This window comes from Edwardsiella hoshinae NBRC 105699 = ATCC 33379 (assembly GCF_000474215.1).
GTDB classification, from domain to species: domain Bacteria; phylum Pseudomonadota; class Gammaproteobacteria; order Enterobacterales; family Enterobacteriaceae; genus Edwardsiella; species Edwardsiella hoshinae.
The window spans coordinates 46,768-64,391 of record NZ_BAUC01000012.1; the positions used below are offsets into that span (position 1 = coordinate 46,768).

Consider the following 17,624-nt stretch of genomic DNA (forward strand, 5'->3'; position numbering starts at 1 on the left):
GGAGCCACTATGTCTGCTGTCGTCATCTACCATAATCCGCGCTGCTCCAAGAGCCGCGCCACCCTGCAACTGTTAACGGATCGCGGCATTCAGCCCAAGGTGGTGCACTATCTGGAAACGCCGCCGGACGCCGCCACCCTTCGCACGCTGATCCAGGCGCTGGGCTTCAACTCGGCGCGCCAGGTGATGCGTCAGGGCGAGGCGCTGTACCAAAGCCTGGGCCTCGATGAGGCAAGTGTGGACGAGGCGGCGCTGATTGCCGCCCTGGTGCAGTATCCGCAACTGATCGAGCGGCCGATCGTGGTCAAGGATGGACGCGCACGTCTCGGCCGACCGCCGGAACAGGTGTTAGATCTGCTATAATGTGACGCCCAAGCGTAGCGCTGGCAATGATAATGGGCGGCCATAGCCGCCCATTATCATGATGCGTACGCCGATGCCCCCGGATCTTGCCAAGCCGATGGCTAGAGTAACAGCGTCTCTTTGACGAAGGGAATGGTCAGCTTGCGCTGCGCGGTGATCGAGGCACGATCGAGTTGATCCAGCGTCATGAATAGGGTGCGCATCTCGCGATCCAACCGCTTCAACAGGAAGCGGCCGACATCTTCCGGTAATTCGAAACCGCGTAAGCGGGCACGCAGTTGCAGCGCCTGCAACTTCTCTTCGTCCCCCAACGGCTGTAACTTGTAGATCTGCCCCCAGTCCAGGCGCGAGGCCAGATCGGGTAGATGCAGGTTCAGTTGGCGCGGTGGGCGATCGCCGGTGATCAACAGGCGCGAACGCCCACTCTCTTGAATGCGGTTATACAGGTTGAAGATGGCCATCTCCCAGGCCTCATCGCCGGCGATACACTCGATATTATCGATACACACCAGGGCCAGTTGCTCCATGCCATCCAACACCTCGGGCACAAAGTAGGCGCGCTTATCCAACGGTACAAAGCCCACCGCCTCGCCATGTTGCGACATCTCGGCGCAGGCCGCATGCAACAGATGGCTACGGCCGCCGCCCTCGCGTGACCAAAAATAGATATAGGAGGCGTGCTCCTGGCGTAATGCATTCTGCAACGCGGCGAGCAGCGCGGCATTCTCTCCCGCATAGAAACTGGCAAAGGTTTCATCGTCGGGCAGATAGAGCGGCAATGAAAGCTGGGTGGGCGTGTTCAGAATCACCTCAGGCATGAACTTGCAAAAAACGCTTTCAGTTTAACACAGAAATGCGCACAGGCATGCGCTAATCACGCCGCGGCGCTAAAAACCCACGCCGCGGCGTGCGCCTGCGGCAGCCATCCTACGCGGTCACGGCGACGGCGCTAACGCCAGCGCGTCGTCTTCAATATGGAATAGTTCCCCGTCCCCAGGCAGGCCAACGCCAGGCCACCCACACCGTAATAGAGCAGGCTCTCAATCGCCGATGCACCGTTCTTCGTCAAGCTGAAGGTATCGCCGACATGGACTAAATACCAGGCGAACAGCATCGTAAACGCCATGATCAGGGCCGAAGGACGAACTAACACCCCCAGCACGATCAGCGCCGGCGCCAACAGCTCCCCAACGTAGGTACCGTAGCTGAGAAACGCCGGCAGCCCCTTCGCCGCCAACAACGCATTAATGCCTGTCAGACCGAAGGCCGCTTTATTGACACCATGGAACAGCATCAGGCCGCCCAGGGTGATACGCAGCAGCAATTTACCGAGATCCTCATTGTGCAGCAGTTGGTTCAGGCGCAGTAGGAATACATTCATGAGATAAGTCCTTTTTCATAGTTAAATATCCTTACAGGCCGGGAGGCCCACTGGCGCGACGCCAACGCCCCCTTCACCGGGGAGGAAGATAAATAAAAAGGAGCAGGATCAAGAGAATAGCCAGCGACGACAGCGCGCCCTAACGCGCTTAACATAACCACAGGGCGTAGAGAAGAGAGGACATTGCGTGCGGCAGCTCCGTCCCGCCTCATCCCGACGCGCACGGGCGGAAAGAAGGGAGCCGGACACCGCCAGGCTCCCGTCGGAGGCGTTAGATATCCTCCGGCAGCTCAATAATCTCTTCGTCTTTGCGCATCAGGCTGAATAGCTTGAACAGCAGACTCATCCCGATACCGACGATGGTCGCCAGCGCCATGCCCTTCAGCTCCGCGGCACCGATGTGCACCTTGGCACCGCTGACGCCGATGATCAGGATAACCGAGGTCAGGATCAGATTTTGCGCCTTGTTGTAGTCGACCTTGGCGTCGATCAGTACCCGGATGCCGGACGCCCCGATGACCCCGTACAGCAACAGCGAAACCCCGCCCATCACCGGTACCGGGATCACCTGGATCGCCGCCGCCAGCTTGCCGACGCAGGAGAGCAGGATCGCCAGCACCGCCGCACCGCCGATCACCCAAGTACTATAGACCTTGGTGATCGCCAGCACGCCGATGTTCTCGCCGTAGGTGGTATTCGGCGTCGAACCGAAGAAGCCGGAGATCATGGTGGACAAGCCGTTAGCGAACATGGAGCGATGCAACCCCGGATCGCGCAGCAGATCTTTCTTCACGATATTCGCCGTCACCACCAGGTGACCGACATGCTCGGCAATCACCACCAGTGCGGCCGGCAAGATAGTCAGGATGGCGAACCATTCGAAGCGCGGCGTATAGAAGGTCGGCAAGGCAAACCAGTGCGCCTCTTTGATCGGCGTGATATCGACGACCCCTAGATAGAAAGAGAGCGCATAACCGACCAATACCCCAATCAGGATCGGAATAATAGCTAAGAAGCCGCGAAACAGTACCGAGCCGAGCACCGTTACCGCCAGGGTCACCATCGAGATGGTGATGGTGGTACCATCAGCATGTGCGCCGTCGGGCGGCAGCAGACCCGCCATATTCGCTGCGACGCCAGCCAGCTCGAGGCCGATCACCGCCACGATAGCCCCCATCGCCGCGGGCGGGAAAATCACATTCAGCCAACCGGTTCCCGCCTTCTTGACGATCAACGCCACCAGACAGAACAGGGCTCCGCAGATGATAAAGCCGCCCAACGCCAACTCATAGCCCAACGGCAACAGCAACATCACCGGTGAAATAAAGGCGAAGCTAGAACCGAGGTAGGCGGGGATCTTGCCCTTACAGATGAACAGGTACAGCAGCGTGCCGATACCGTTAAACAGTAATACCGTCGCCGGATTGATCTTAAACAGGATAGGAACCAGCACGGTGGCGCCAAACATGGCGAACAGATGCTGGAAGCTCAGCGGAATCGTTTGCAGTAGCGGCGGACGCTCGCTGACACCGATGACGCGACGGGTCATGTCAGTTTCCTCTAATAACGTTGAAGGGTGTTGTGCTTTGACTAGGCGTGACGGCGAGTCGCCAGCACGCCAAAAAAAAGCCGACTAACGAGTCGGCTCACGGGTTATTTAGTACCAAATATCTTATCGCCGGCGTCGCCCAACCCCGGGATAATGTAGCCGTTCTCGTTCAGTCCCTGATCGATGGAGGCGGTATACAGTTCGACATCCGGATGCGCCTGCTCCAGCGCCGCGATGCCTTCCGGTGCGGCGACCAGCACCAATACCTTGATAGCGCGGCAGCCGGCGTTCTTCAGCAGATCGATGGTGGCGATCATTGAACCGCCCGTCGCCAACATCGGGTCGACGACCAACGCCATACGCTCATCGATGTTCGACACCAGTTTCTGGAAGTACGGCACCGGCTCCAGCGTCTCTTCGTTACGGTAGATACCGACCACGCTGATGCGGGCGCTCGGTACGTGCTCCAGAACCCCTTCCATCATGCCCAATCCTGCGCGCAGGATCGGTACTACGGTAATCTTTTTCCCTTTAATCTGCTCAATTTCGACCGGGCCGCACCAACCATCAATAGTTACTTTTTCTGTTTCGAGGTCTGCGGTCGCTTCATAGGTCAGCAAACTGCCCACTTCCGAGGCCAGTTCACGGAATCGTTTGGTGCTGATGTCATTTTCACGCATCAAACCCAGTTTGTGTTTCACAAGCGGGTGTTTCACTTCAACGATCTTCATTTTTTTTCTCCCATGTAGCTGTTCTGCGCCCAAAAAAATCGCGAGATTATACCGCCTTTTCGCCGGGATGCCAGCGGAAAAATCATGATCTTGGTCAATGAAGAAACACTCTCTATAAGACACGACGAAAACGTTCACGTCGGCGATAAGGGGATAGCAAACGATTGCCTTGGCTGTTAGAATTGCGCCGCCTGACATTTTCCGCAGGGTTCGCCAGCGTCGATGTACGCCTGGAGAACCACGCCTAACCGCCATGGGGATTTACGCAGTGACCGACAAAACCGCTCTCAGTTACAAAGACGCCGGAGTAGATATCGATGCTGGCAACGCCTTGGTCGACCGGATTAAGGGGGTTGTCAAGGAGACCCGCCGTCCCGAGGTGATGGGGGGGCTGGGTGGCTTCGGCGCCCTGTGTGCGCTGCCGCAGAAATACCGAGAGCCGGTACTGGTTTCCGGCACCGACGGCGTCGGTACTAAGCTGCGTCTGGCGATGGATCTGCAACGCCACGACACCATCGGCATCGATCTGGTAGCGATGTGTGTCAACGATCTGGTGGTCCAAGGCGCCGAGCCGTTGTTCTTCCTCGACTACTATGCCACCGGCAAGCTGGACGTCGACACCGCCGCCAGCGTCATCGGCGGCATCGCCGCGGGCTGTAAACAGGCCGGCTGCGCGCTGGTCGGCGGGGAAACCGCCGAAATGCCCGGCATGTACCACGGCGAAGACTACGACGTAGCCGGCTTCTGCGTCGGCGTGGTCGAGAAGTCGCAGATTATCGACGGCAGCCAGGTTCGCCCTGGCGATGCCCTGATCGCTCTCGGCGCCAGCGGCCCTCATTCCAATGGCTACTCCTTGATCCGCAAGATCTTGGACGTCAGCGGCTGCGATGCACGCAGCACCGAGCTGGCCGGGCGTTCGCTGGCCGATCATCTGTTGGCGCCGACCAAAATCTACGTCACCGCCTGTCTGGATCTGATCGCCCACCATCCGGTACACGCTCTGGCCCATCTGACGGGCGGCGGCTTCTGGGAAAATATTCCCCGGGTATTGCCCGCCGGTAGCAAGGCGGTGATCGACGAGAACAGCTGGCAGTGGCCGGCGATCTTCGACTGGTTGCAGCAGGCCGGCAACGTCAGTCGTCATGAAATGTACCGTACCTTTAACTGCGGCGTCGGCATGGTGATCGTCCTGCCGCAGAGCGACGTGGAGCACGCCCTGATGCGCTTGACGCAACAAGGCGAGCAAGCCTGGCTGTTAGGCCACATCGCCGAGGCACAGGGCGACGAGCCGCGGGTTGAGATCGTGCGCTAAGGAGGCGCGATGAAACGCATCGTCGTCCTCATCTCCGGACAGGGCAGCAATCTCCAGGCGCTGATCGACGCCTGTCAGACGGGAGGTATCCCGGGACGGATCGTCGCCGTCTTCAGCAACCGGGCCGACGCCTATGGCCTGACGCGCGCGCGTCAGGCTGGCATCGCCGCCCACGCACTGGCCGCCGCCGACTATGCGGAGCGCCAAGCCTTCGACGCGGCGCTGGCGGATCGCATCGCCACCTACCAGCCGGATCTGGTGGTGCTGGCCGGCTATATGCGCATCCTGTCGCCGGTGGTGGTCCAGCGCTTTTGCGGGCGAATACTCAACATCCACCCCTCGCTGCTGCCACGCTATCCCGGCCTGGACACCCACCGCCGTGCGTTGGCGGCGGGCGAGCGTGAACACGGCACCTCGGTGCACTTCGTCAATGAGACGCTCGACGGCGGTCCATTGGTGCTCCAGGCGCGGGTGCCGATCTTCTCCGACGACAGCGTCGAGGAGATCGCCGCCCGGGTGCAGCGGCAAGAGCATGCCATCTATCCATTAGCGGTGGCCTGGTTTTGCCAAGGGCGCCTACGCTATCACGCGCAGCAAGCCTGGCTAGACGGCCAGCCCTTACCGCCCCAGGGCTACATCGACGATTCGCCCCTGCTGTAATCGATAAACAACAGTTATACTATCGTTCCTAACCGGCGGCCCACCCGGCCGCCCATCACCCGTGACGAGAGGAACGATCATGTCCAGCACCAGCCACGTCAGGCTTCATCCCCTGGAACGGGAGGACCTGCCGTTTGTCCATCAGCTCGATAATAACGCCAGCGTGATGCGTTACTGGTTCGAAGAACCGTATATTGCCTTCGTTGAACTGGCCGAACTGTATGATAAGCACATCCACGACCAGAGCGAACGCCGTTTCGTGGTCGAGCAGGAGGGCAACAAGATCGGGCTGGTCGAACTGGTAGAGATCGACCACATCCATCGCCGCGCCGAATTTCAGATCATCATCGACCCGGCCCATCAGGGCCGCGGCTATGCCAGTAAAGCGGCCTTGCTGGCCATGGAGCACGCCTTCGCGGTATTGAACCTGTATAAGCTCTATCTGCTGGTCGATAAAGAGAACCACAAGGCGATCCATATCTACAGTAAGCTGGGGTTCGAGATCGAAGGCGAGCTGATCCACGAATTTTTCATCAACGGCGAATACCGCAACGCGATTCGCATGTGTATGTTCCAACACCGTTACATGGCCATGTACCGTGCCGGTGGCGGCGAGGTACCTAACGTATAACGCGTCGGTTGGACTTTCGCCCCTGGGACTCGCCATAATAGTCAGCATCATGGCCCGTCGCCGACGGGCCGCCCCGCACGGGAAAGCGCCGGGGCGGATTGTTTTTGCTTTGCTACTGGAGTCACCATGGGGCAGGAAAAGCGCTACATCGACAAAGAACTCAGCTGGCTATCCTTCAATGAGCGCGTATTGCAGGAGGCCGCCGACAAGAGTAATCCGCTGATCGAGCGCATGCGATTCCTCGGCATTTACTCCAGCAACCTGGATGAGTTTTACAAGGTGCGCTTCGCGGAGCTAAAACGCCGTATTCTGATCAGCGAGGAGCAAGGAACGGACAATGGCAGCTCGCGTCATCTGCTCCAACAGATCCAAGCCAAGGTACTGAAAGCCGACCAGGAGTTCGACTCCCTGTACAACGAGCTGCTGTTAGAGATGGCGCGCAACCAAATCTTCCTGATCAACGAGCGTCAACTGTCGGAAAACCAACAGGTGTGGCTACGCCAGTACTACCGTAACCATTTACGCCAGCACATCACGCCGATCATGCTCGACGAGGAGACCGATCTGGTTTCCTTCCTCAAGGATGACTACACCTACCTGGCGGTCGAGATCATCAACGGCCAACAGACCCGCTACGCGTTGCTGGAGATCCCCTCGGACAAGGTCGAACGCTTTATCACCCTGCCGCCAGAGACGCCGCGTCGCCGCAAACCGATGATCCTGGTGGACAACATCCTACGCTACTGCCTAGACGATATCTTCAAGGGCTTCTTCGACTACCACACCCTCAACGCCTACTCGATGAAGATGACGCGCGATGCCGAGTACGATCTGGTGACGGAGATGGAGTCCAGCCTGATGGAACTGATGTCCTCCAGCCTTAAACAGCGCCTGACCGCCGAGCCGGTGCGCTTCGTCTACCAGCGCGATATGCCCGATGAGTTAGTCACGCTGCTGACGCGCAAGCTGGGCATCTCCTCCTACGACTCGGTGATCGCCGGCGGACGCTACCATAACTTTAAAGACTTCATCAAGTTTCCCAATGTCGGCAAGGCCAATCTGCTTAACCGTCCCCTGCCGCGCCTACGCCACGTCTGGTTCGATCGCTTTCGCAACGGCTTCGACGCCATTCGCGATCACGACGTGCTGCTGTATTACCCCTACCACACCTTCGAGCATGTACTGGAGCTATTGCGCCAGGCCTCCTTCGACCCTAGCGTGTTGGCGATCAAGATCAACATCTACCGCGTGGCCAAGAATTCGCGCATCATCGAGTCGATGATCCATGCCGCCCACAACGGCAAGAAGGTCACCGTGGTAGTCGAGTTGCAGGCACGCTTCGATGAGGAGGCCAACATCCATTGGGCCAAGCGGCTGACGGAAGCCGGGGTGCATGTCATCTTCTCGGCACCGGGACTGAAGATCCACGCCAAGCTGTTCCTGATCTCGCGCCGCGAGGGCGACGACATCGTGCGCTATGCCCATATCGGTACCGGCAACTTCAACGAGAAGACCGCTCGCCTCTACACCGACTACTCGCTGCTCAGCGCCGACGCGCGTATCACCAACGAGGTACGCCGGGTATTCAACTTCATCGAGAATCCTTATCGCCCGGTCAACTTCGAATATCTGATGGTGTCGCCGCAAAACTCGCGCCGCATGCTGTACCAACTGATCGACCAGGAGATCACCCATGCCCAGGCCGGGCTGGGCGCCGGCATCACCTTGAAGGTCAACAACCTGGTGGACAAGGGGCTGGTCGATCGTCTGTACGCCGCCTCCAGCGCCGGCGTCAAGATCCGCCTACTGGTACGCGGTATGTGCTCGTTGGTCCCGGGGATCCCCGGAGTGAGCGACAACATCAGCGCCATCAGTATCGTGGATCGCTTCTTGGAACACGCGCGGGTGTATGTCTTCGACAACCACGGCGATCCGCAGGTATTTCTCTCCTCGGCCGATTGGATGACGCGTAACATCGATTACCGCATCGAGGTCGCAGTACGCCTGCTCGACCCGCAGCTCCGCCAACGGGTGTTGGAGCTACTGGAGCTGCAATTCAGCGATACGGTCAAGGCGCGCTACCTCGATCGTGAGCTGAGCAATCGCCGGGTGCCGCGCGGCAATCGCCGTAAGGTGCGTTCGCAACTGGCGATCTACGACTACATCCGGGCGCTGGAAGCCGCCGACGCCCAACGGGCGCAAGATCTTCCTATCGTCCCTCCCCATGACTAAACCGGACCGCCACCTATGCCGCTGACTCCCTCTTCCCCCCGCCCGCAGGAGATCGCCGCCGTCGATCTCGGCTCCAACAGCTTTCACATGGTGATCGCCCGCGTCGTCAATGGCGCACTGCAAATCTTGGGACGGCTCAAGCAGCGCGTCCACCTCGCTGACGGCCTGGACGCTCAGCAGCGGCTAAGCGAGGAGTCGATGGCGCGTGGGTTGGCCTGCCTAGCGCTGTTCGCCGAGCGCTTACAGGGTTTTGCCGCGGAGAACGTCTGCATCGTCGGTACCCACGCCTTGCGGCAGGCGGATAACGCCCAAGAGTTCCTCAAGCGCGCCGCCAAGGTGATCCCCTACCCCATCGAGATCATTTCCGGCCACGAAGAGGCGCGGCTGATCTTTATGGGCGTCGCCCACACGCAACCGGAGAAGGGGCGCAAGTTGGTCATCGACATCGGCGGGGGATCGACGGAGATGGTGATCGGCGAAGACTTCGATCCGCTACTGGTGGAGAGCCGACGCATGGGTTGTGTCAGCTTCGCGCAGCAGTTCTTCGCCGCCGGAGTCATTACCCCCGCGAACTTCCAGCGTGCTCGGTTAGCGGCAGCGCAGAAGTTGGAGAATATGGCCTGGCAATACCGCATCCAGGGGTGGAATGCCGCGCTGGGCGCCTCCGGCTCGATCAAGGCGGTCTATGAAGTGCTGGTGGCGCTAGGCGAAAAAGATGGTTTGATCACGCCGGCACGGTTGGAGCGGCTATGCGACGAGGTGCTGCGCTACCCACGGATCGATGCGCTGCGCCTGCCGGGGCTTGCCGAGGAGCGTCGCCAGGTTTTCGTCCCTGGCCTCGCCATCCTCTGTGGGGTGTTCGATGCCTTGGCGATCAAGCAGCTGCGCCTGTCCGACGGCGCGCTACGCGAAGGCGTGTTGTATGAGATGGAGGGGCGCTTCCGCCACCAGGATATTCGCAGTCGCACCGCGCACAGTCTGGCCGAACACTACAACATCGATCGCGAACAGGCCCAACGCGTCCAAGCTAGCGCACGCCAGTTGTACGCGCAGTGGATGGTCCAAAACCCACGTCTGGCCCATGCGCAGTTGGAGGCGTTGCTCAACTGGGCCGCCGCCCTGCACGAGGTCGGGCTAAGCATCAACCACAGCGGGATGCAGCGCCACTCCGCCTATATCTTGCAATACACCAACCTACCCGGCTTCACCCAGGAGCAGCAGTTGATGCTGGCAACGCTGGTGCGTTACCAGCGCAAGGCACTGCGCCTCGCGGAACTACCGCGCTTTGCCTTATTCAAAAAGAAGCAGTATCTGCCACTGATCCAGATCCTGCGTCTGGCTACCCTGCTCAACAACCAGCGGCAAGCCACCACGCCGCCGCAAACACTCCAGTTGGAGACCTGTGGGCTGCAATGGATACTGCGTTTCCCTGCCCATTATCTACAGCAAAACAGCCTGATGCAGTTAGATCTAGAGAAAGAGCAGGCCTACTGGCGCGACGTCGATGGCTGGGGACTGGTCATTGAGGAGTTGACCGAGGCGTAGCCCGCCACAGCTAAGCACGCCGCATCCAGGCGGCACCGCCCCACCGTCTGCGCGATGCGCTTAGCGGCCCCCCCGCAGCATCAGGCGGACGCGGCATTAACCACCAGATGGCTCGGCAGGGTGAAGGAGAAGCAGCTCCCCTGGCCTACGCTGCTGCTGATCGCCAGCTGTGCATCGTGATGCTGCAAGGCATGCTTGACGATCGCCAGCCCCAGTCCACTGCCGCCGGTTCGGCTCGAACGGGCGCGATCGACGCGGTAAAAACGCTCGGTCAGATGACTCAAGTGCTCGCTGGCGATCCCCGGCCCCGTATCACGCACCGTGAAGCACGCCCCCTGCGGCGTACGCTGCCAGCTCACCACGATCTCACTTCCCGGCGGCGTATGGTTCACCGCGTTGTACACCAGGTTAGAGACCGCGCTACCCAGCTGCTCTTCGTTGCCGCGTACTCGCAGCGTCTCATCGATATTAAAACGCAGGGTGTGACGCCCCTCGCTGAGGGCGCGGGCCTCGCGCTCCAGCAGATGTAGCCGTGCCGGCACGTCCACCAGCGCGTTGAGATCGATGTGCGGCGCCGCCTCGATACGCGACAGCACCAGCAGTTGCTGCACCAGGCCGTCCATGCGCTGCGTCTGCGCCTGCATGGTCGCCAGCGCCTTGGCGCGTTGCGCCGCCGGCATCTCATCACCGACGAGCATCTCCAGATAACCCTGTAGCACCGTTAGCGGGGTGCGTAACTCATGGCTGACGTTGGCGAAGAAGTTACGCCGCGCCCCCTCCAACTGACGCATTTGCGTGACATCACGCGCGATCATCAGCATCTGTCCTTCGCTATAGGGCATCAACCGAAACTCCATATAACGCCCGCTGTTCAGGTGCAGCGTCAACGGCTGGCTATAGTCGGCCGAGGACAGATAGGTACTGAATTCGGGATAACGCAGCAAATTGCGGATATTCTGCCCGTTATCCTCCGGCCAGCGGAAGCCGAGCAAGTGTTGCGCCAATTGGTTACACCAAAAGATATTGCCCTCATCGGTCAACATCACGATGGCATCAGGCAACGACTCCGCCCCGCTGCGAAAGCGGTTGATCAACACCCTCAGCTCACGCCGCCGCCGCCGATTGCGCTGCTGCATCTGATACAGGCCGTAGAACAAGGGTTCCCAGCTGCCGCGCCCGCTGGGCGGCGTCATGCTGCGGTCCACCCATAACCAGTGCGATAGGCGCAATTGATTCCAGCCATGCCACAGCAACAACAGGCAGAGCGCCAACAGCAGGAACCAAGGCCAATAGCCGAACAATGCGCCGAGCAGTAATGCCGGTATGCAGCACAACAGCAACTCGGCGAGCAGCGTCTTCCAGGATAGTTTATCAAGCACAGTCAGGACTCCATCGCCTGCGGCAATCAGAAACGGGCGGAGAAGCGGTAACCGGTGCCCCGCACGGTCTGCACCATGCGATCGTGACCGCTGCTCTCCAACGCCTTACGCAAGCGACGAATATGGACATCGACGGTACGATCCTCTACATACACGTTAGTGCCCCAGACATGATTGAGCAACTGCTCGCGGCTATAGACGCGTTCGGGGTGGGTCATAAAGAAGTGCAACAATTTGAATTCGGTCGGTCCCATCTCCAGCGGCGCCTCATCGGCCATTACCCGATGCGAGACCGGGTCGAGGCTCAATCCCTGTAAGGTGATGGTCTCCTCTAACGCCATCGGCGAGATGCGGCGCATCACCGCCTTAATGCGCGCCACCAATTCCTTGGGCGAGAAAGGCTTGATGATGTAATCATCGGCACCGACCTCCAGACCACGCACCCGATCTTCCTCCTCGCCGCGCGCCGTCAACATCATCACCGGAATGTCACGGGTGGCCGGTTCGCGCTTCAGATGCTTGATCAACTGAATGCCGGAGCCACCCGGTAACATCCAATCCAACAGGATCAGGTCGGGATAGGGCTCACACAGCCGACTCAACGCACTGTCGTAACTTTCCGCTTCCAGCGGCTGATAGCCGTTCTGCTCTAAAACGAAACTCACCATTTCCCTGATGGGGGTTTCATCTTCCACGACTAAAATACGTCTGGCCATATCGACTTCCCAGGTAATTGTCACTCGCCCGCAATTATGCGTCATTTTTATGACAGATTTATGAAAAAAGCATCATGCCATGCGCCCGCGATATGCGGCGCCTTGGCGCCCCCCATAGCCACCGGGTATACTGGCCGCATCGCTTCCGCCCGCCCGCGCGGGCACGCCACCCGTTGCCAAGGGACTCCATGCGTCTGATCCATACCTCCGACTGGCATCTTGGCCAGCATTTCTACGGCAAGAGCCGGGCCGCCGAACATCGTGCATTTCTCGACTGGCTCCAGCAACAGGCCGAGCAACATCATGTCGATGCCATCATCGTCGCCGGCGACCTGTTCGATACCGGCACCCCGCCCAGCTACGCCCGTGAGCTGTATAACCGCTTCGTGGTGACGCTCCAGGCGAGCGGCTGCCAGTTAATCGTCCTGGCCGGTAACCACGATTCGGTGGCGACCCTGAACGAATCGCGCGATCTGTTAGCCTGCCTGCATACCCAAGTGATCGCGGGGGCTCAAGCCGACGATGCCCCGCGACTGCTAACACGGCGCGATGGTGCCCCCGGCGCCATCTTGTGCCCGGTGCCCTTTCTGCGCCCTCGCGACCTGCTGCGCAGCCAGGCCGGTCAGTCGGCGGATGAAAAACAACGCGCGTTGCAACACGCTATCGCCGAGCACTACCAAACCCTGTATCAACGCGCCCTGGCACTGCGCCAGACGCTGGGCCTTACGCTGCCGATCATCGCCACCGGTCATTTGACCGCCATCGGCGCCAGCCGCTCTGAATCGGTACGCGATATCTATATCGGTGCGCTGGACGCCTTACCGCTCAGCGCCTTCCCGCCAGCCGACTATATCGCCCTGGGACATATCCACCGTCCACAGCGTGTCGGCCACGCCGAGCATATCCGCTACAGTGGTTCACCCATCCCCCTCAGCTTCGACGAATTGGGCAGCACCAAGAGCGTTTGCCTGGTGGAGCTGAACGCACAGGGACTACAGGCCATTACCCCGCTGGCGGTGCCACAGAGCCAACCGATGCGTCTGCTGAAGGGCAATCTGGCTGAAATCGGCGCCGCCCTGGAGGCCCTGCGCGATCAGGCGGCGCAGCCGCCCATCTGGCTGGACATCGAAATCGATAGCGACGGCTGGCTTAGCGATGCCGAGCGTGCCTTGCAACAGCAGGCGGCCAGTCTGCCGGTGGAAATCCTGCTGTTACGCCGCAGCCGAGAGCAACGCCAACGCGCCTTGACCATGCAGGCGGGCGAGACCCTGAGCGAATTGACGCCCGACGAGGTCTTTAACCGCCGTCTGGCGCTAGAGGGCGAAGGCGATGCGGCGCAACAGGCGCGGGCGCGACAACTGTTCCAACAGGTATGCCACGAGGTCGAACAGACGCATCCCCAAGAGGCATCGGTATGAAGATCCTGAGTCTACGCTTTAAAAACCTCAACTCCCTGCGCGGCGAATGGAAGATCGATTTCAACGCCCCGCCATTCTGCGACAACGGTCTGTTCGCCATCACCGGGGCCACCGGCGCCGGAAAGAGCACCCTGCTCGACGCCATCTGCCTGGCGCTGTATCACCAGACGCCCCGTCTGGGCCTCCTCTCCGCCAACCAGAATGAATTGATGACACGCGGTACCGCCGAGTCGCTGGCCGAAGTCGAGTTCGAGGTCAAGGGCGTCGGCTATCGTGCTTTCTGGAGTCAGCGCCGCGCTAATCAGCGCCCGGATGGCAAGTTACAACCACCGCGGGCCGAGCTAGCGCGCCTGGATGATGGGCGCATTCTGTGCGACAAGATCGGTGACAAGCTGAAGTGCATCGCTGAACTGACCGGCCTGGACTTTGGCCGCTTCACCAAGTCGATGATGCTGTCTCAAGGGCAGTTCGCCGCCTTTCTCAATGCCGACGCGGGCAAACGCGCCGAGCTGTTGGAAGAGCTGACCGGTACCGAGATCTACGGCCAACTCTCCAGCGCCGTCTTTGAGCACTATAAACAGGCCAAGCTTGAGCTCGATACGCTGCGCGAGCGGGTCGCGGGTGTCGACCTGCTCAACGAGGCACAACGCGAAGCGCTACAAGACGAGCTTAAGCAGGTGCAACAACAGGAGCGCCAGTTACAGACTCAGTTGACACAGGCGCAACAGCAACAAGCCTGGCTACGACGTCAGCAGGAGCAGCAACAGGCGGTGAACCAGGCCGAAGCGCAGGCGGCGCAGGCGCAGCACCACTGGCAGTCGATCCAGCCGCAACTGGCGCGTCTCGCGCAGGCTGAACCGGCGCTGCGTCTACACCCGCACTACCAAGGGTGGACTCAGGCCGAACAGGATCTGCGCCACGCCGACCAACGCCAACAACAGCTAGAACAGCAACTACAGGCACTACGCTGCCAGCAGGCCCCCCTGCAACAGGCGTTACAGCAGGCGCTCGACCAACAGCAGCATTTCCGCCAGCGACGTGACGCGACCCAGACGCTGATCAGCCAACAGGTCGTACCGCTCGATCAGGCGCTCGGTAAGCTGGAGGAGGCGAAGGCGCAACGGGCACAACAGTGTCAGGAAAGCCATCAGCAGCAACAGCGTCTACAACAGCAGCACCAGCAGTTAACGGCGCAACGCCAGGCATTACAGCACGAGTTAGACACTCTGCAACGGCAACGGGAAGCGACGCTCGCCCACGCTCAGTGGGGCGAACGGCTGCCGCGCTGGCAGCTGTGGTTCGAACAGCGCGCGACACTGGATGCCGACGCCCAGCGACTCGAAAACGCACGGCTAAGCCAGACAGCACAAGCGGCCGAACTCCAGCGTCAACATGCCGAGCGGCAACAGGCGCTACGCACCCTACAGCAAGCCGAGCAGGCACAACGCCAGGCGCTCAACGCGCTGGAAGCCGAACAACAGGCCTGGCGACAACGTCATCCGCCCGAGCAGCTAGCCGCCGAGCACGCCCGGCTGCAACAGGGCGATGAGGCCCGCCAACAGTTGATCGCCCTGCAACCCCTGGCGCAACAAGAGATCGCCCGCAATGCGGCGCTCACGCTCCAGCTCGCCACGTTACAGCAAGCGCAGCAACAGTTGACACAACAGCTGGCGGAGAAGCGGCGCCACTACAGCGAAAAACGCCAGCATCTGCTCGATCTGGAGCGGCAGATCGCGCTCCAACAGCGCATCCTCAGTCTGGAGGCCGAGCGGGCCCGACTGATCGACGGCGAGCCCTGCCCGCTGTGTGGCGCCACCACACATCCACTGGCGCATGCCGGCCCGCGCCCCACACTCGATGAAAGTCAACAACGACGCGATCGCCTCAGCCAAGCGGTAGAGCGCCTCGGGCAAGAGGGCAGCGCACTGAGCGAGCGCCTCCGGCAAGCCACCGCGCAACACCGCCAACTGAGCGACGAACAACAACAGTTACAACAGCGCCTGACGCAACAGCGTACGCGCTGGCAACAGCTCTGCGAGGCGCTGGCGCTGAGCGTACCTCTCGACGATGCGACGGCACTCGCCGACTATCTCCAGCAATGCACCGCGCAGGCTCGCACTCTGGAACAGCTTCAACGTCAAGGCGAGGCGCTCGAACAGCGTCTGCGCCAGGCGCGCGATGACTTCACGCAGGCCAGCGTCGGCGTAAGCCAGGCACAGCATGCATTGGGGCTACTGGCACAACAACACCAGGCGCTGACGCAGCGGCAACACGAACAGACCCAACAACAGCACACGCTGACGCAGCAACAGGACGCGCTGCAACAGCAAATCGCCGCCGATCTGGCCGATTGTGCCCTAAGCGTCCCCGACGCGGCACAGAGCGAAGCCTGGCTGGCGGCGCGCCAGGCGGAACGGCGACGCTGGCAGCAGGATGAGGAGCGGGAGCAACAGTTACGGCAACAAAGGCTGACCCTCGACGAGCAGTGGCGCCTGCTACAACAACGGCTCGACGAGCAGAATCAACGCCACCAGACGCTGACGCGTGAACACCAGGCGCTAGTCGAGCAACACCACACGCTACAGACGCAACGCCAAACACTGCTCGACGGTCAACCCGTCGCGCAGGTACAGGCCGAGCTACAACAGCAGGAGCAGGCGCAGGAGCAGCGCTTAAGCGAGGCGCAGCGCGCCAGCCTGAACTGGCAACAACACTATGAGCGACTCAGCGGTGAACTGGCGGCCGCCCATCAACAGCAACAAACATTGAGCCAACGCCACGCGACCTTGCACCAGCAGTGGCAGGCGGCCCTCGCGGCCTCCCCCTTCGACGATGAGGCGGCTTTTCTTGCCGCCAGGTTAAGCCAAGAGGCGTCGCAGCATCTCACCGCGCTGCGCGATGACGGCCAACGCCGCTGCCAGCAGAGTGCGGCGTTACTGGCGGCGGCACGCCAGGCTTGGCGCGACGGTGAGGCCAGCCGACCGGCGGCGTTGTGCGTCAGCGAGGACGATCCCGATCTGCGCCACCGCTGCGCCGAGCTGGGCCAACGCCTACGCCAACTTGGGCTGCATCAAGGTGAGCTACAGCAGCAATTGCACAGCGATAGCCAGCGCCGTCTCAGTCTACAGAGCTGGCTCGACGAGATCGCCCAACGGGAACGAACCTACCAGGAATGGAGCTATCTGAACCAATTGATCGGCTCCAGCAGCGGCGATAAGTTCCGTAAATTCGCCCAGGGGCTGACGCTGGATCATCTGGTCTATCTGGCCAACCGGCAACTGATGCGCCTGCATGGACGCTATCAACTGCAACGGCGTGCAGGCGATACACTGGAGCTGGAGGTGGTCGACACCTGGCAGGCGGATGCGCGGCGCGATACCCGCACACTCTCCGGCGGCGAGAGTTTCCTGGTCAGTCTGGCGCTGGCGCTGGCATTATCGGATCTGGTCAGCCACAAAACCCGCATTGACTCGCTGTTTCTTGATGAGGGCTTCGGCACGCTTGATGCCGAGACGCTGGATACCGCCTTGGATGCCCTCGATACCCTGAACGCCAGCGGCAAAACCATCGGAGTGATCAGCCATATCGACGCGATGAAGGAGCGTATCCCATTGCAGATTCGAGTGAAGAAGATCAACGGACTGGGCTTCAGTCGCCTGGACAGTCGTTACCGGGTAGGGGATGGCGAGGCTGGCTAGCGCCGAGCC

At 60.6% G+C, this 17,624-nt stretch carries 14 protein-coding genes; 8 read left to right on the top strand and 6 right to left on the bottom strand.

Annotated features, from left to right (window positions below; translation table 11 throughout):
• Positions 1-9: 9 nt before the first annotated feature.
• Positions 10-363 carry an arsenate reductase (glutaredoxin) gene (arsC, locus tag EHO01S_RS05205; RefSeq protein ID WP_024522960.1) on the top strand — a complete coding sequence of 118 codons (354 nt, stop codon included), beginning with the start codon at positions 10-12 and terminating at the stop codon, positions 361-363.
• Between the two features lie 101 nt (positions 364-464).
• On the opposite strand, the gene hda is transcribed toward arsC, so the two are convergent.
• From hda to upp, 4 genes are all read right to left on the bottom strand, one after another.
• Positions 465-1,181 (bottom strand): DnaA inactivator Hda, encoded by a 717-nt coding sequence (gene hda / locus EHO01S_RS05210; protein ID WP_024522961.1) that lies wholly within the window; start codon positions 1,179-1,181, stop codon positions 465-467.
• 131 nt (positions 1,182-1,312) lie between these two features.
• A complete protein-coding gene (locus EHO01S_RS05215) occupies positions 1,313-1,744 on the bottom strand; it encodes a DoxX family protein (RefSeq protein ID WP_024522962.1) in 432 nt (143 codons plus the stop codon).
• 271 nt (positions 1,745-2,015) lie between these two features.
• Positions 2,016-3,293 carry a uracil permease gene (uraA, locus tag EHO01S_RS05220; protein WP_024522963.1) on the bottom strand — a complete coding sequence of 426 codons (1,278 nt, stop codon included), beginning with the start codon at positions 3,291-3,293 and terminating at the stop codon, positions 2,016-2,018.
• 104 nt (positions 3,294-3,397) lie between these two features.
• Positions 3,398-4,024: a uracil phosphoribosyltransferase gene (upp, locus tag EHO01S_RS05225; RefSeq protein ID WP_024522964.1), complete on the bottom strand. Its 627-nt coding sequence runs from the start codon at positions 4,022-4,024 to the stop codon at positions 3,398-3,400.
• Positions 4,025-4,292: 268 nt separating this feature from the next.
• Between upp and purM the strand changes: the two genes are divergently transcribed.
• From purM to ppx, 5 genes are all read left to right on the top strand, one after another.
• Complete coding sequence (purM, locus tag EHO01S_RS05230; protein ID WP_035370239.1) at positions 4,293-5,336, top strand: phosphoribosylformylglycinamidine cyclo-ligase; 1,044 nt, start codon at positions 4,293-4,295, stop codon at positions 5,334-5,336.
• Between the two features lie 9 nt (positions 5,337-5,345).
• Complete coding sequence (purN, locus tag EHO01S_RS05235) at positions 5,346-5,996, top strand: phosphoribosylglycinamide formyltransferase (protein WP_024522966.1); 651 nt, start codon at positions 5,346-5,348, stop codon at positions 5,994-5,996.
• A gap of 79 nt (positions 5,997-6,075) precedes the next feature.
• Positions 6,076-6,627: a spermidine N1-acetyltransferase gene (gene speG / locus EHO01S_RS05240; protein WP_024522967.1), complete on the top strand. Its 552-nt coding sequence runs from the start codon at positions 6,076-6,078 to the stop codon at positions 6,625-6,627.
• A gap of 126 nt (positions 6,628-6,753) precedes the next feature.
• Complete coding sequence (gene ppk1, locus EHO01S_RS05245) at positions 6,754-8,859, top strand: polyphosphate kinase 1 (protein ID WP_024522968.1); 2,106 nt, start codon at positions 6,754-6,756, stop codon at positions 8,857-8,859.
• A gap of 15 nt (positions 8,860-8,874) precedes the next feature.
• Positions 8,875-10,404: an exopolyphosphatase gene (ppx, locus tag EHO01S_RS05250; protein WP_024522969.1), complete on the top strand. Its 1,530-nt coding sequence runs from the start codon at positions 8,875-8,877 to the stop codon at positions 10,402-10,404.
• Between the two features lie 80 nt (positions 10,405-10,484).
• On the opposite strand, the gene phoR is transcribed toward ppx, so the two are convergent.
• Entirely contained in the window at positions 10,485-11,783 is a 1,299-nt protein-coding gene (gene phoR, locus EHO01S_RS05255; protein ID WP_024522970.1) for a phosphate regulon sensor histidine kinase PhoR, read from the bottom strand.
• A 26-nt stretch (positions 11,784-11,809) separates the two neighbouring features.
• Complete coding sequence (phoB, locus tag EHO01S_RS05260; protein ID WP_024522971.1) at positions 11,810-12,499, bottom strand: phosphate response regulator transcription factor PhoB; 690 nt, start codon at positions 12,497-12,499, stop codon at positions 11,810-11,812.
• 188 nt (positions 12,500-12,687) lie between these two features.
• On the opposite strand from phoB, the gene sbcD reads away from it, so the two are divergent.
• Entirely contained in the window at positions 12,688-13,917 is a 1,230-nt protein-coding gene (gene sbcD / locus EHO01S_RS05265) for an exonuclease subunit SbcD (protein ID WP_024522972.1), read from the top strand.
• Positions 13,914-17,615 carry an AAA family ATPase gene (locus EHO01S_RS05270; RefSeq protein ID WP_024522973.1) on the top strand — a complete coding sequence of 1,234 codons (3,702 nt, stop codon included), beginning with the start codon at positions 13,914-13,916 and terminating at the stop codon, positions 17,613-17,615. The genes sbcD and EHO01S_RS05270 overlap by 4 nt, the downstream gene beginning before the upstream one ends.
• Positions 17,616-17,624: the final 9 nt, after the last annotated feature.

Coding starts and splice junctions, on each gene's coding strand:
- arsC (WP_024522960.1), top strand. CDS start 10: ATGTCTGCTGTCGTCATCTACCATAATCCGCGCTGCTCCAAGAGCCGC.
- hda (WP_024522961.1), bottom strand. CDS start 1,181: ATGCCTGAGGTGATTCTGAACACGCCCACCCAGCTTTCATTGCCGCTC.
- EHO01S_RS05215 (WP_024522962.1), bottom strand. CDS start 1,744: ATGAATGTATTCCTACTGCGCCTGAACCAACTGCTGCACAATGAGGAT.
- uraA (WP_024522963.1), bottom strand. CDS start 3,293: ATGACCCGTCGCGTCATCGGTGTCAGCGAGCGTCCGCCGCTACTGCAA.
- upp (WP_024522964.1), bottom strand. CDS start 4,024: ATGAAGATCGTTGAAGTGAAACACCCGCTTGTGAAACACAAACTGGGT.
- purN (WP_024522966.1), top strand. CDS start 5,346: ATGAAACGCATCGTCGTCCTCATCTCCGGACAGGGCAGCAATCTCCAG.
- speG (WP_024522967.1), top strand. CDS start 6,076: ATGTCCAGCACCAGCCACGTCAGGCTTCATCCCCTGGAACGGGAGGAC.
- ppk1 (WP_024522968.1), top strand. CDS start 6,754: ATGGGGCAGGAAAAGCGCTACATCGACAAAGAACTCAGCTGGCTATCC.
- ppx (WP_024522969.1), top strand. CDS start 8,875: ATGCCGCTGACTCCCTCTTCCCCCCGCCCGCAGGAGATCGCCGCCGTC.
- phoB (WP_024522971.1), bottom strand. CDS start 12,499: ATGGCCAGACGTATTTTAGTCGTGGAAGATGAAACCCCCATCAGGGAA.
- sbcD (WP_024522972.1), top strand. CDS start 12,688: ATGCGTCTGATCCATACCTCCGACTGGCATCTTGGCCAGCATTTCTAC.
- EHO01S_RS05270 (WP_024522973.1), top strand. CDS start 13,914: ATGAAGATCCTGAGTCTACGCTTTAAAAACCTCAACTCCCTGCGCGGC.